This is a genomic window from Streptomyces sp. ISL-10, from assembly GCF_018614575.1.
GTDB lineage: Bacteria > Actinomycetota > Actinomycetes > Streptomycetales > Streptomycetaceae > Streptomyces.
In genome coordinates this window covers 407,835-420,463 of the sequence record NZ_JAGGOJ010000011.1, presented here as the reverse complement: position 1 = coordinate 420,463, position 12,629 = coordinate 407,835, and the positions used below count along the sequence as shown (strand labels likewise).

General features: G+C 67.7%; 11 protein-coding genes and 1 riboswitch. Of the genes, 1 reads left to right on the top strand and 10 read right to left on the bottom strand.

Annotated elements, in window-relative coordinates; all coding sequences use genetic code 11:
• Positions 1–91: 91 nt before the first annotated feature.
• The 6 genes from J7E88_RS14550 to J7E88_RS14525 form a co-directional block, all read right to left on the bottom strand.
• Positions 92–1,552 carry an aminotransferase class V-fold PLP-dependent enzyme gene (locus J7E88_RS14550; RefSeq protein ID WP_251022573.1) on the bottom strand — a complete coding sequence of 487 codons (1,461 nt, stop codon included), beginning with the start codon at positions 1,550–1,552 and terminating at the stop codon, positions 92–94.
• 200 nt (positions 1,553–1,752) lie between these two features.
• A riboswitch (SAM riboswitch) is annotated at positions 1,753–1,870 on the bottom strand.
• A 77-nt stretch (positions 1,871–1,947) separates the two neighbouring features.
• Positions 1,948–3,012, bottom strand: a complete 1,065-nt coding sequence (gene trpD / locus J7E88_RS14545) for an anthranilate phosphoribosyltransferase (RefSeq protein WP_215180897.1) — start codon at positions 3,010–3,012, stop codon at positions 1,948–1,950.
• Positions 3,013–3,136: 124 nt separating this feature from the next.
• The gene (locus J7E88_RS14540) at positions 3,137–4,762 is read right to left on the bottom strand and encodes a cytochrome bc complex cytochrome b subunit (protein WP_215180896.1); all 1,626 of its coding nucleotides are present in this window, start codon (positions 4,760–4,762) and stop codon (positions 3,137–3,139) included.
• Positions 4,759–5,835, bottom strand: coding sequence for a ubiquinol-cytochrome c reductase iron-sulfur subunit (locus tag J7E88_RS14535; RefSeq protein WP_215180894.1), 1,077 nt, complete (start codon positions 5,833–5,835; stop codon positions 4,759–4,761). The genes J7E88_RS14540 and J7E88_RS14535 overlap by 4 nt, the downstream gene beginning before the upstream one ends.
• Complete coding sequence (locus J7E88_RS14530) at positions 5,832–6,641, bottom strand: c-type cytochrome (protein ID WP_215180892.1); 810 nt, start codon at positions 6,639–6,641, stop codon at positions 5,832–5,834. The genes J7E88_RS14535 and J7E88_RS14530 overlap by 4 nt, the downstream gene beginning before the upstream one ends.
• A gap of 92 nt (positions 6,642–6,733) precedes the next feature.
• The gene (locus tag J7E88_RS14525; RefSeq protein WP_215180890.1) at positions 6,734–7,354 is read right to left on the bottom strand and encodes a heme-copper oxidase subunit III; all 621 of its coding nucleotides are present in this window, start codon (positions 7,352–7,354) and stop codon (positions 6,734–6,736) included.
• Positions 7,355–7,523: 169 nt separating this feature from the next.
• On the opposite strand from J7E88_RS14525, the gene J7E88_RS14520 reads away from it, so the two are divergent.
• Positions 7,524–7,928 (top strand): hypothetical protein, encoded by a 405-nt coding sequence (locus tag J7E88_RS14520; protein ID WP_215180888.1) that lies wholly within the window; start codon positions 7,524–7,526, stop codon positions 7,926–7,928.
• Between the two features lie 28 nt (positions 7,929–7,956).
• On the opposite strand, the gene J7E88_RS14515 is transcribed toward J7E88_RS14520, so the two are convergent.
• The 4 genes from J7E88_RS14515 to coxB all read right to left on the bottom strand — a co-directional run bounded on the left by J7E88_RS14515 (position 7,957) and on the right by coxB (position 12,433).
• Complete coding sequence (locus J7E88_RS14515) at positions 7,957–9,213, bottom strand: Ig-like domain-containing protein (RefSeq protein ID WP_215180886.1); 1,257 nt, start codon at positions 9,211–9,213, stop codon at positions 7,957–7,959.
• A gap of 120 nt (positions 9,214–9,333) precedes the next feature.
• Positions 9,334–9,732, bottom strand: coding sequence for a cytochrome c oxidase subunit 4 (locus J7E88_RS14510; RefSeq protein ID WP_215180884.1), 399 nt, complete (start codon positions 9,730–9,732; stop codon positions 9,334–9,336).
• A complete protein-coding gene (gene ctaD / locus J7E88_RS14505) occupies positions 9,729–11,468 on the bottom strand; it encodes a cytochrome c oxidase subunit I (protein ID WP_215180882.1) in 1,740 nt (579 codons plus the stop codon). The genes J7E88_RS14510 and ctaD overlap by 4 nt, the downstream gene beginning before the upstream one ends.
• Positions 11,465–12,433, bottom strand: coding sequence for a cytochrome c oxidase subunit II (gene coxB, locus J7E88_RS14500; protein WP_215180880.1), 969 nt, complete (start codon positions 12,431–12,433; stop codon positions 11,465–11,467). The genes ctaD and coxB overlap by 4 nt, the downstream gene beginning before the upstream one ends.
• Positions 12,434–12,629: the final 196 nt, after the last annotated feature.

Genomic DNA, 12,629 nt, shown 5'->3' with positions numbered 1-12,629 from the left:
GCTCCGTGACCACGGGGCGCCCCGGCCGAGCGCAGACCCCGGCCGAGCGCAGACCCCGGCCCGGGCAACGCCGAGGGGGCGGCGCCCCTTCTCAGACCGCCGGGACGCAGCGGCCGTCCTCCGTGTGGTACGTCCACTTCGCGCCTTCGCGCACCAGTTCCCGCACCGCCGCCACGAAACGCTCCACATGCTCGTCCGGCGTGCCCGCGCCGAAACTGACGCGGATCGCGTTCAGCGACTTCTCGCCCGGCTCCGCCTCCGGCGCACCGCACTCGCCGACGTCCTGCGGGTCGCTGCCGAGCAGCGTGCGCACCAGCGGGTGGGCGCAGAACAGGCCGTCCCGGACGCCGATGCCGTACTCCGCCGACAGCGCCGCGGCGAAGTGCGAGCTGTTCCAGCCCTCGACGACGAACGAGATGACGCCGACGCGCGTGGGGGTCCCCCCAGCGGAACGCGAGGGGGAATCGTCGCCGAACAGCGACAGCACGCGGACCTCCGGCACCTCCGCCAGGCCTGCGCGCACCTTCGCGATCAGGTGCTGCTCACGGGCGACCAGCGCGTCGAACCCCGCCTCGCTGAGCGCCTTGCAGGCGGAGGCGATCGAGTAGACGCCGATCACGTTCGGCGAACCGGCCTCGTGGCGCGCGGCCGTCGTGTGCCACTCGACGTCCACTCCCCCGTCCGTACGCCGGCTCACCTTGCGCGACGCGCCGCCGCCCGCCAAGTACGGCTCCGCGTCCTGCAGCCAGTCCGCCCGGCCGGCGAGCACGCCGGAACCGAAGGGCGCGTACAGCTTGTGCCCCGAGAAGGCGACCCAGTCGACGTCCAACTCCCGTACGGAGACGGGGTGGTGGGCGACGAGCTGGGCCGCGTCCAGCACGATCCGGGCGCCGTGCGCATGGGCCGCGGCCGCCAGTTCGCGCACGGGCCACAGCTCACCGGTCACATTGGACGCACCGGTCACGCACACCAGCGCCGGCCCGATGGGGTCTCCCCAGCTCGAAGAGCCAGGGGAAGGGGCACGGTGGGCGAGCGCCTGCTCCAGCGTCCGTACGGCCTCTCCCGGTGTGCGCGGCGCGTTGAGATAGGTCACCCGGGCGTCGCCCCAGGGCAGTAGGGAGGCGTGGTGCTCGGTCTCGAAGACGAACACCTCACAGTCCGCGGGAAGTGCAGCCGCCAGCAGGTTCAGCGAGTCCGTCGTGGAGCGGGTGAAGACGACCTGGTCGCCGTCCCGGCAGTCGAGGAACTCGTGCACGGTCGCCCGGCTGTTCTCGAACAGGTCGGTGGACAGCTGGGACAGGTACCCGGCGCCCCGGTGCACGCTGCCGTAGTAAGGCGCGTACGCGGCGACGTCGTCCCACACGCGCTGCAGCGCGGGCGCGCTCGCCGCGTAGTCGAGGGCGGCGTACGTGACCTCGCCGCCGGTCACGAGCGGGACGGTGACGTCACGGCCGAGGACCGGCAGCGGCGCGCCACAGCAGGAGTCCGAGTCGGAGACGGGCACGACGGCGGAGGCGGGGGCGGCAGAGGCGGGGGCAGGGCGTGCGGACATGGCGGTATCTCCCGGCAGGAAAAGGCGAATTGGCTTCGACGGAACCCGTGACGGCACGACGGCGTACGACGGCGCACGGGGCAAGGCCTCGACACGCGGACATCCCCGCGCGGAGGGTGAAGAAGGGGCGGAAACGCCCTATCGCATTCGCTTGCTCACGAGACAGCTCCTTGAGGACCAGGACCCCAGAGCTTCAAAGGGGTCCGCGCTTGCCACAGACCTCGCTGCCTGCGGCCTGGTCTTCACCCGGGGCACCCCGCCACGGACGGAGGGTTGCCGGACAGCGGGCCGGGGCCGTAATCGCTGTCACTCATGACCTTGCAGAGCATCTTGCCATATGTCTCGCATGGCGCAAGGGCGCGGTCCACCATCCGGACCACGCCGCTTGCCGAACGTCACGAATTGCTCGCCGTCACCCAGCGCTCCAGCGCGGCCCGGGCCGCGCCGGAGTCGATCGACTGCGCCGCCCGCGCCATCCCGGCCGCCAGCTGCTCGTTGAGCGTGCCGTCCGTCGGCTCCAACGCGACCAGCGCGGCCGCCGAGTTGAGCAGGACGGCGTCCCGCACCGGGCCGGTCTCGCCGCCGAGCAGGCGGCGCGCCACGTCCGCGTTGTACGAGGCGTCCGCGCCGCGCAGGGCCTCAACGGGCACCAGATCGATACCGACGTCGCGCGGGTCGAACGCCTCCTCGCGCACCTCGCCGTCCCGCACCAGCCACACGCGAGACGTCGCGGTCGTCGTCAGCTCGTCCAGGCCGTCGTCGCCGCGGAAGACCAGCGCGGACGAGCCGCGTTCGGCCAGCACACCGGCGAGGATCGGCGCCATGCGGGCGTCGGCGACGCCCGTGGCCTGCGCCCTGACCCGCGCCGGGTTGGTCAGCGGGCCGAGGAAGTTGAACGTCGTCCGGATCCCCAGCTCCTTGCGCGCGGCGGCCACGTGCCGCAGCGCCGGATGGAACTTCACCGCGAAGCAGAAGGTGATGCCCGCCTCCTCGGCGACCTCGGCCACCCGCTGCGGGGACAGATCCAGGTTGACGCCGAGCTTCTCCAGGACGTCCGAGGCACCGCTCTGCGAGGACGCGGCCCGGTTGCCGTGCTTGACCACCTTCGCGCCCGTGCCGGCGACGACGATCGCGGACATGGTGGAGATGTTGACCGTCTTCGCACCGTCGCCGCCGGTGCCGACGATGTCGACGCTCGGGCCGGGTACCTCGATCAGGTTGGCGTGCTCGTACATCGTCCGGACAAGACCGGAGATCTCCTCGACCGTCTCGCCCTTGGCGCGCAGGGCCACCGCGAAGCCGGCGATCTGCGCGTCGGTCGCCTCGCCGCTGAGGATGCGGTCCATCGCCCACGCGGTGGCCTCCGCGCTCTGGTCCCGGTTCTCCAGGAGGGCGTTCAGCACGCTCGGCCAGGAGAGGGCCGCCACGCTGTCGCCGCCTGCCGGGGTCACAACGTTCATGGTCCGCTCCTGGGTCCACAGCCGATTAGGGATGGGTCCCACCCTATCCAGCCCCAGGGCACAGCAAAGGGCCCCGTCCATCGAGTGGACGGGGCCCCGCTGTGGCGACGTACCGGGCAGAAGATCAGTGGTGGCCGTGGCCGCTGGTGATCTCCTTGTACTCGTCGGCGGTGGGCTTGGCGACCTGGTTGTCGCCGCCGAAGTAGCCCTTGCTGAGCCTGACGCGCAGCTTCTCCATCCGGCCGATCTTGCGGCGCACACCGTGCTCGTCGACCTTCGGGCCGAGCTCCGCGGGCTGGTACTGCTCGTGCGCGGTCAGCTTGTACCGGTCGGCCTGCGACAGCGGCTCGTGGATCTCGACGAACTCACCGTGCGGCAGACGCTTGATGATGCCGGACTCACGCCCGTGCAGCACCTTCTCCTTGTCGCGCCGCTGCAGACCCAGGCAGATCCGCTTGGTGATGATGAACGCGAGAACCGGTCCGACGAAGTACGTGATCCGGACGAACCAGGTGATCGCGTTGATCGACAGGTGGAAGTGCGTCGCGAAGATGTCGTTTCCGCCACCGAGCAGCATGATCACGTAGCCGGTGACCCAGGCGACACCCAGGGCGGTACGGGTCGGCGCGTTGCGCGGGCGGTCCAGGATGTGGTGCTCGCGCTTGTCGCCGGTGATCCAGGACTCGATGAACGGGTAGACGGCGATCGCACCGAGGACGAGACCGAAGAGCACCAGCGGGATGAACACGCCCAGGACGAGCGTGTGACCCCACAGGTTGATCTCCCAGCCCGGCATCACACGGATCAGACCCTCGGCGAAGCCCATGTACCAGTCGGGCTGGGCGCCGGTGGACACCTGGTCCGGACGGTACGGGCCGAGCGCCCACACCGGGTTGATCGTGAACAGGCCGGCGATGATCGCGATGACACCGAAGACCAGGAAGAAGAAGCCTCCGGCCTTGGCCATGTACACCGGCAGCAGCGGCATGCCGACGACGTTCTTGTTCGTGCGGCCGGGGCCCGCGAACTGCGTGTGCTTGTGGTAGAAGACCAGGATCAGGTGCGCCACCACGAGGCCGAGCATGATGCCCGGCAGCAGCAGGATGTGGATCGAGTAGAACCGGGCCACCATGTCGTGGCCGGGGAACTCGCCGCCGAACAGGAACATCGAGATGTACGTGCCGACGATCGGCGTGGACAGGATCGCGCCCTGCGTGAAGCGGACACCGGTGCCGGAGAGCAGGTCGTCGGGCAGCGAGTAACCGGTGAAGCCGGTGAACATGCCGAGGACGAACAGCAGGAAGCCGAACAGCCAGTTGATCTCACGCGGCTTGCGGAACGCGCCGGTGAAGAACACGCGCATCATGTGCACGAACATCGCGGCGAGGAAGATCAGCGCGGCCCAGTGGTGGATCTGCCGGATGAGCAGACCACCGCGGACGTCGAAGCTGATGTGCAGCGTCGAGGCGTACGCCTCGGTCATGCGGATGCCCTGCATCGGCACGTACGAGCCGTGGTACTCGATCTCGTTCATGCTCGGGTGGAAGAACAGCGTCAGGTACACACCCGTGAGGATGATGATGATGAAGCTGTAGAGGGCGATCTCACCCAGCATGAAGGACCAGTGGTCCGGGAAGATCTTCCGCATGTTGGCCTTGGCCAGGGAGTAGATCCCCAGCCGGCCGTCCGCCCAGTCGGCCACCCGCTCGCCGGCGGGCGCCTTCTTCTGCGTATCCGTCTGTGTACTCATCCGCGCTCCCAGAAGGCAGGACCGACAGGCTCTGCGAAGTCGCCGAGCGCCTCGAGGTTGCCCTCGGCGTTCACACCGATCCGCAGCTGCGGAAGGGGGTGACCGGCCGGACCGAAGATGACGCGGGCGCCGTCGGAGAGGTCGAAGGTGGACTGGTGGCACGGGCAGAGGACGTGGTGCGTCTGCTGCTCGTACAGGCTGATCGGGCAGCCGACGTGGGTGCAGATCTTCGAGTAGGCGACGATGCCGTCGTGCGACCACTCGAGCTGGCGCTTGTCCTTGATGTCCTCCGGCTGGATACGGACGATCATCAGGGCGGCCTTGGCGATCTCGGTGTTGAACTCGTGGTCGCTCTCCTCCAGGCCCTCGGGCATGGCGAAGGTCAGCGATCCGACCGCGACGTCCTCGGGACGCAGCGGCTCGTTCGTGTTCATGTTGATGAGCGTCTTGCCCCTGGCCCACAGCGTGTGGCGGAGCTTGTCCTCGGGCAGCGGGCCGAGCTCGCGCAGCAGCACGACACCGGAGAGCGGCACCATGGCAAGCGCACCGAACATGGTGTTGCGGATCAGCTTGCGACGGCCGATGGCGGACTCGCGCGCACCGTCCGCGAAGTCGGCCATGACCTTGGCCTTGACCTCGGGCGCGGCCTCGATCGCGTGCCGGTCGTCGGCGACCTCGACGTCGGACATCAGGGTGCGCGCCCAGTGGACGGCACCCGCGCCGATGCAGAAGAGCGCGAGACCGAGGGTCACACCCAGCGAGAAGTTGAGCGCGCTGATGTGACCGAGCGGCCAGATGTAGACGATCTTCTCGACGTCGAAAATCACGAACGAGGCGATGAAGCCGATCGTGGCGAGCATCGACAGCGTGAACAGGAAGGCGACGGTGCGCTCGGAGCGCTTGGCCGCACGCTCGTCGATGTCCTGGACGCGCGGCTTGTGGGCCGGCAGTCCGGGATCGGCGAGCGGGTCCTCGTCACGCTGTGCGACAGCGGTGCCGCCACCGTGAGCCGCGTCGTGCGCGGTGCCCTGCTCTACAGGCAGGTTCTCTTCTGAATTCTCTTGGCTACTCATGACTTCTTGGCCTTAGCGGTGTGGGCCGCAACCCAGACGGCAACAGCGATCAGCGAACCCAGACCGAAGATCCAGCCGAAGAGACCCTCGCTCACGGGGCCGAGGCCACCGAGGGCGAAACCGCCCGGAGTCGGGGTGTCTTCGCCGTTCACGGAGTTGACGTACGCGATGATGTCCCGCTTCTGCTGCTGGGGCATCGTGGTGTCGGGGAAGGACGGCATGTTCTGCGGACCGGTCTGCATGGCCTCGTAGAGATGCTTCGCGCTGACGCCTTCGAGGCTCGGGGCGTACTTGCCGTCGGTCAGGGCGCCGCCCTCACCGGTGAAGTTGTGACACTGGGCGCAGTTGGTGCGGAACAGCTCGCCACCCTTGGCGATGTTCGCGCCCTCGGCGCTGTAGTCCTTCTCGGTCGGCGTGATCGGGCCGGCACCCAGGGAGGCGACGTACGCCGCGAGCTGGTCGATCTCGGCCTGCGAGTAGATGACCGGCTTCTCGGGCACCTGCGCGCCGGGCTGCTGGGCGGGCATACGCCCCGTGCCGACCTGGAAATCGACGGCGGCGGAGCCGACACCGACCAGGGACGGGCCGTCGGAGGTGCCCTGACCGCCGGTTCCGTGGCAGCTGGCGCAGCCGACGGTGTAGAGCTTCTGGCCCTCCTTGATGGCGAGGGACTGGGCGGTTACATCGGCCTGCGCCTTGTCCGCGGGTGCGAACGCGGCGTACAGCCCCCCAGTGGCCGCCAGCGCGAGGAGTAGGACGACGACCGCCGCCAGCGGATGGCGTCGTCGTGCGGAGAGCTTTTTCACGGATTACCCCGGTGTCAGGATCTTCTGCGTCGATGCTTCTGGACTATGTCTGCTTCAGGCGGCGAACGCTCGGTGCGCGCCGCCCGCGCCGATTACTTGATCATGTAGATCGTGGCGAAGAGGCCGATCCAGACGACATCGACGAAGTGCCAGTAGTAGGACACGACGATGGCGGCGGTTGCCTGCTCGTGGGTGAATCTCCTGGCCGCGTACGTCCTGCCGAGAACCAGCAGGAAGGCGATGAGACCGCCTGTCACATGCAGACCGTGGAAGCCGGTGGTCAGGTAGAACACGGAGCCGTACGGGTCGGACGAGAGGGAGAGCCCCTCGTGCTTGACCAGCTCGGTGTACTCGAAGACCTGACCGCCGATGAAGATCGCACCCATCACGAAGGTGAGCACGAACCAGGCACGCAGCTTCTTCACGTCGCCGCGCTCGGCGGCGAAGACGCCGAGCTGGCACGTGAGGGAGGAGAGCACCAGGATCGTGGTGTTCGTCGCCGAGAACGGGAAGTTCAGGGCATCGGCTTTCTCTGCCCAGAACTCGGCACCCGTCACCGATCGCAGGGTGAAGTACATCGCGAAGAGGGCCGCGAAGAACATCAGCTCGGAACTCAGCCAGATGATGGTTCCGACGCTGGTGAGGTTCGGCCGATTGACCGACGGGTGCGCGTGCCCGGTTTCTACTGTCGTTGCTGTCGCCACGACCGACATTATGTCGGTCGCTTATCCCGCCCTCACTCCCGGGGGTGCCGTTCGGTGTGTCAGTGGCCGTTGTCCAGCCCGAACGGCCCATCGAAGCCCTGTCCGAAGCGCTGTTGACAGCCAGTCGGGAGGAGTAGCATCCGCGCCACAAGCTCTGTTCGTACGAGGCGGAGGAACCATGCAGTCGAGCGCCACGGTCCTGGTCTACAGCGACGATGCCAATACCCGCGAGCAGGTCAGGCTGGCAACGGGTCGCAGGCCGGCCGCCGACGTGCCGCCGGTGCGGTTCGTGGAGTGCGCGACGCTGCCCGCAGTGCTGAAGGCGCTCGACGAGGGCGGCATCGATGTGTGCGTGCTGGACGGCGAGACCGTTCCGGCGGGCGGCATGGGCGTGTGCCGGCAGATCAAGGACGAGATCTTCGACTGCCCGCCCGTGCTGCTGCTCATCGGTCGGCCGCAGGACGCCTGGCTGGCCACCTGGAGCCGCGCGGAGGCGGCGGTGACGCTCCCGGTCGACCCGGTGGAGTTCGCCGAGGCCCTGGCCTCCCTGCTGCGCACCAGGCTCTCCCACCACGCCGCCTGACCCCGTAGCCGGGGGGCGAGTGAGCCTTCTAAACAGCCGGCCGCAGGCGGGCGGCGACGGCGGAGGCGCCGGTCTCCTGGGGCGTGCCGCCGGTCAGGGCGCTGCCCTCGCGCCACTTGTCCCAGGACAGGTTCCAGTCCCCGAAGCCGTTCCCGAACGTGTCCATCATGTCGCCGTAGCTGTTGACGACCTTGACGATGTCGCCCTGCTGGACGGTCTTGAAGAACCACGCGGCGTTGTCCGTGGACATCCCCGTGCAGCCGTGGCTGACGTTCGCGGCACCCTGTGATCCGACGGACCAGGGTGCCGCGTGGAGGTACTCGCCGCTCCAGGTGACGCGGGTCGCCCAGTAGACCGGCAGGTCGTACGACTCCGAGCTGCCCTCGGCGATCCCGATGCTGGTGCTGCGCATCCGGACGAACGGCTCCTTGCCGAGCACGACCTTGATGCCGTTGCGCGTGTCGAAGCCGGGCTTTCCTGTAGTGACCGGAATGGTGTTGATCACTTCTCCGTTGCGCATGACGACCATCGAGTGCGCGGCGGCGTCGGTGATGGCCTCCACACGGTCGCCGATGGTGAGCTTCAGGGCCTTGGAGCGGCCGCCGTAGAGCTTGTTCGCGACCTTGACCCCCGCGAGGTTGCTGGTCGCGTCCACGACCGTTCCCGCGGGCCAGTAGTCCATCGGGCGGTAGTGGAGCGTCTTGTCGTCCACCCAGTACCAGGAGCCCTCCACAGCGGGCTTGGAGTCGACCTTCAGCGCGCGTTCGACGACTCGCCTGGCCTTCTTGTCCTTGACGGCCATGCTGAGCTTGGCCGTGACCGGCTGGCCTACGCCGTACGTGCCCGGCTCCGGGCCGAACTCGGCGGTGAGGAAGCGCTTGGCGGGGGCCGTCTCGAACGTGATCTCACGGACTCCGGGCGAGCCGTCCTCGTTCTCCGTGGCAACGCGCATCGTGTAGCGGGCGCCGGCCGCGAGGGGGGCGGTGGAGCGCCAGCGCAGGCCGTCCGCGGAGAGTTCACCGGCGAGGTAGCGCCCCGCGTCATCTATGACGGTGACGTCCGTGATGCGGCCGGCCTCGCGCTTGGTGGTGACCTCGAGCGGCTTGTCGGGGTCGACCTTGCCGCCGCCGGCCTCGGCGTTGAAGCTGACCTGCCGGGCGGCGTCGTAGGGCTGGGCGGCGAGGGGGTGACCGTCGGGTTCGCCGCACGCGGTCGCGACCACTCCAAGGGCCAGGACCACCAGAGTGCAGCTGAGAACGGTACGGAAGTGCGGCGTGTGGTTCATGAGCACACGCTATGAACGCTTGTCAGCAGCGGCGCGCTGAATGACTCCAAAAGAGGGGCCCGGATCCACCTTCTTGGAGTGAAGGGGACCCGGGCCCGACAGGTGATGCGTCACGCGGTGTTACTGGTTCTGGCTCTCACCGCGGTAGTACTCGAACACCCAGCCGAAGATGCCGATCAGGATCAGCGGCACCGAGAAGTACAGCAGCCACCAGCCGATCGCGACACCGAGGAAGGCGAGCGCACCGCCGATCGCCAGCGAGAGCGGCTGCCAGCTGTGCGGGGAGAAGAAGCCCACCTCGCCGGCCTCGTCGGCCACATCGGCTTCCTTGTTGTCCTGGGCCATGGCGTCCACCCGCCTGGCCGTGAAGGCCAGGTAGTAGCCGATCATGACGCTCAGGCCGAAGGCCAGGAAGAGCGCGGTGGTACCGGCCGGCTCCTTCGACCACACGCCGTACAGGACGGCCATGGCCAGGATGAAGACGCCCAGCCACAGGAACATCTTGCCCTGGATCTTCACTTGCTCTCCTCCTTGCCACCGGCCGTCACGCCGGCCGGGATGCCGCCGTGCTCGAGCTGGTCGAGAGCCGCGATCTCCGGGTGGTGCAGGTCGAACGCGGGAGATTCACTGCGGATGCGGGGCAGGGTGAGGAAGTTGTGCCGCGGCGGCGGGCAGGACGTGGCCCACTCCAGCGAACGGCCGTAGCCCCAGGGGTCGTCGACCTCGATCTTCTTGCCGTACTTCGCCGTCTTCCAGACGTTGTACATGAAGGGCAGGATCGACAGACCGAGCAGGAACGAGGCGATCGTGGAGATCGTGTTCAGCGCGGTGAAGCCGTCGGCCGCGAGGTAGTCCGCGTAGCGGCGCGGCATGCCCTCGGCGCCGAGCCAGTGCTGCACCAGGAAGGTGCCGTGGAAGCCGATGAACAGCGTCCAGAACGTGATCTTGCCGAGCCGCTCGTCCAGCATCTTGCCCGTGAACTTCGGCCACCAGAAGTGGAAGCCGGCGAACATCGCGAAGACCACGGTGCCGAAGACGACGTAGTGGAAGTGCGCGACGACGAAGTACGAGTCGGACACGTGGAAGTCCATCGGCGGCGAGGCCAGGATGACGCCGGTCAGACCACCGAAGGTGAAGGTGACCAGGAAGCCGATCGTCCAGAGCATCGGTGTCTCGAAGGACAGCGAGCCCTTCCACATCGTGCCGATCCAGTTGAAGAACTTCACACCGGTCGGTACGGCGATGAGGAACGTCATGAAGGAGAAGAACGGCAGCAGCACGCCGCCTGTGACGTACATGTGGTGCGCCCACACCGTCACGGACAGACCGGCGATCGCGATGGTCGCGCCCACCAGACCGATGTAACCGAACATCGGCTTGCGGGAGAAGACCGGAATGATCTCCGAGACGATGCCGAAGAACGGCAGGGCGATGATGTACACCTCTGGATGGCCGAAGAACCAGAACAGGTGCTGCCACAGCAACGCGCCGCCGTTGGAGGCGTCGAAGATGTGCGACCCGAACTTGCGGTCCGCCTCCAGGGCGAACAGCGCGGCGGCCAGGACCGGGAAGGCGAGCAGGACCAGCACACCGGTCAGCAGCACGTTCCAGGTGAAGATCGGCATCCGGAACATCGTCATGCCGGGAGCGCGCATGCAGATGATCGTGGTGATGAAGTTGACCGAACCGAGGATCGTGCCGAAGCCGGAGAAGGCCAGACCCATGATCCACATGTCGGCGCCGACACCCGGGGAGCGGACGGCGTCCGACAGCGGGGAGTAGGCGAACCAGCCGAAGTCCGCCGCACCCTGAGGGGTGAGGAAGCCGGCGACCGCGATCAGCGAGCCGAAGAGGTAGAGCCAGTACGCGAACATGTTCAGCCGCGGGAACGCCACGTCGGGCGCGCCGATCTGCAGCGGCATGATCCAGTTCGCGAATCCGGCGAACAGCGGCGTCGCGAACATCAGCAGCATGATCGTGCCGTGCATCGTGAACGCCTGGTTGAACTGCTCGTTCGACATGATCTGCGTGCCGGGACGGGCCAGTTCGGCGCGCATGAAGAGCGCCATCAGGCCACCGATGCAGAAGAAGAAGAACGAGGTGACGAGGTAGAGCGTGCCGATCGTCTTGTGGTCGGTGGTCGTCAGCCACTTCACGACGACGTTGCCGGGCTGCTTGCGCCGTACCGGCAGCTCGTTCTCGTACGAGTCTTCATCTGCCGCGGCGGCACCCTGGGGTTCGTTGAGGATGCTCACAGTTGGTTCTTCTCCGCATTCCTGGCCGGGTCCGTCTGCTCAATGCCCGACGGGATGAAGCCGGTCTGCCCCTTCTCGGCAAGCTCCTTCAGATGCTGCTGGTAGCGCTCCGGGGAGACGACCTTGACGTTGAAGAGCATCCGGGAGTGGTCGACGCCACACAGCTCGGCGCACTTGCCCAGGAAGGTGCCCTCCCTGTTGGGGGTCACCTCGAAGACATTGGTGTGGCCGGGGATGACGTCCTGCTTGAACAGGAAGGGGACCACCCAGAAGGAGTGGATGACGTCACGAGAGGTCAGGATGAACCGGACCTTCTCTCCCTTGGGCAGCCACAGCGTCGGGCCCGGGTTGCCGGTCTGCGGGTTCTCGGTGCCGGGGATGCCGGCGTCGTAGACGCCCTCGGCACCCTCGGGGAAGCTCTGCTGGTACTTGTCCGGAACGGCGTCGAGCTCCTTGGGGATCTCGGCTCCGCTCTGGGCGTCGCCGTCGACGTTCTCGACGTAGTTGAAGCCCCAGCTCCACTGGTAGCCGACCACGTTGATGGTGTGGGCGGGCTTGTCCGAGAGGGCGAGGAGCTTCGTCTCGTCACGCGCGGTGAAGTAGAAGAGCACCGAAACGATGATGATCGGGACCACGGTGTACAGGGCCTCGATCGGCATGTTGTACCGGGTCTGCGGAGGAATCTCCACCTTGGTGCGGCTGCGCCGGTGGAAGAAGATGCTCCACAGGATCAGGCCCCACACCAGCACACCCGTGGCGAGCGCTGCCGCCCACGAGCCCTGCCAGAGGGAGAGGATCCGCGGGGCCTCCTCCGTCACCGGGGTGGGCATGCCAAGCCGGGGGAAGTCCTCCCAGTTGTATGAGCAACCGGAGGCGGTAGCCAGGATCAGGCCCGCAGTCAGCACCTGCGGCAGCTTCCGCCGCATCGGGCGCCGCGACGAGCGGTCGGAGCCGTTGGGACTCACGTAGCGCCTTCCCGAGAGTCTCGGCCCGCGCGGCCGGCTGCGGCCGTCTCGCTGGTCGGTCGCCGGCCCTGACGCGGGCAGGGGTTTGGATGTTTATGCGGACCAAACCCTACTGGACGCTATTTGGGGTCGCGCGGGGAGGGTGCCCAACGCGCCGTCCGACACCCCGAAGGGGTGCCGCACCTTCCCGGGGACC

Excerpts from the sequence above, each read along its gene's own strand:
- J7E88_RS14515 (WP_215180886.1), bottom strand. The coding sequence starts at position 9,213 with ATGAACCACACGCCGCACTTCCGTACCGTTCTCAGCTGCACTCTGGTG.
- J7E88_RS14535 (WP_215180894.1), bottom strand. The coding sequence starts at position 5,835 with ATGAGTAGCCAAGAGAATTCAGAAGAGAACCTGCCTGTAGAGCAGGGC.
- J7E88_RS14540 (WP_215180896.1), bottom strand. The coding sequence starts at position 4,762 with ATGAGTACACAGACGGATACGCAGAAGAAGGCGCCCGCCGGCGAGCGG.
- J7E88_RS14550 (WP_251022573.1), bottom strand. The coding sequence starts at position 1,552 with ATGTCCGCACGCCCTGCCCCCGCCTCTGCCGCCCCCGCCTCCGCCGTC.
- J7E88_RS14525 (WP_215180890.1), bottom strand. The coding sequence starts at position 7,354 with ATGTCGGTCGTGGCGACAGCAACGACAGTAGAAACCGGGCACGCGCAC.
- J7E88_RS14520 (WP_215180888.1), top strand. The coding sequence starts at position 7,524 with ATGCAGTCGAGCGCCACGGTCCTGGTCTACAGCGACGATGCCAATACC.
- trpD (WP_215180897.1), bottom strand. The coding sequence starts at position 3,012 with ATGAACGTTGTGACCCCGGCAGGCGGCGACAGCGTGGCGGCCCTCTCC.